Below are 482 nucleotides of genomic sequence, written 5' to 3' on the forward strand. Positions count from 1 at the left end.
AATGATCAGCCTCGTGAGTGATGGTCCATCAGACGTCGAAGTTGCTCCCTTCCGTAATATCGTTCGCCCACTCGCATTTGTCTGGCCGATATTCATCTGGTCGGAGATGGGCGTCCGGACGGTGAAGAACAGGATGACGGTGCTGGTACTCTCATCAAAATACGCAGAGAGACAACTCATTGCGGAGTGGCTTGCTGGCGTCGTCGTGGCTATGAGTATCGGTGGTGGCACGCTGGTATTGTTCGTCAGTACCGGCCAGACGGGACTGCTACTCGGGTACGTGAGCGGTATTCTGTTTGGCCCCTCGTTGGCAATTATGACAGGGATCTGGAGTCGGTCTTCGTGGTTGTTCGAGGTCGTGTACTTGATGGTGTGGTACGTCGGCCCACTCAACAGGGCTGTGCCGCTTGATTTCGTCGGCGCAACGACTGCGAGTATCGAGACGGGTGCTCCATTCCTATTTATCGGAGTAAGCCTCGCTA

The 482-nt window shown here is 55.0% G+C and carries 1 pseudogene; it reads left to right on the forward strand.

The features are described from left to right. Positions 1-106 precede the first annotated feature (106 nt). Positions 107-482 (forward strand): annotated as a pseudogene (locus DVK06_RS17455) (hypothetical protein); the annotation flags it as partial.

The organism is Halorubrum sp. Atlit-28R, assembly GCF_003665955.1.
In the GTDB taxonomy this organism is placed as follows: domain Archaea; phylum Halobacteriota; class Halobacteria; order Halobacteriales; family Haloferacaceae; genus Halorubrum; species Halorubrum tropicale.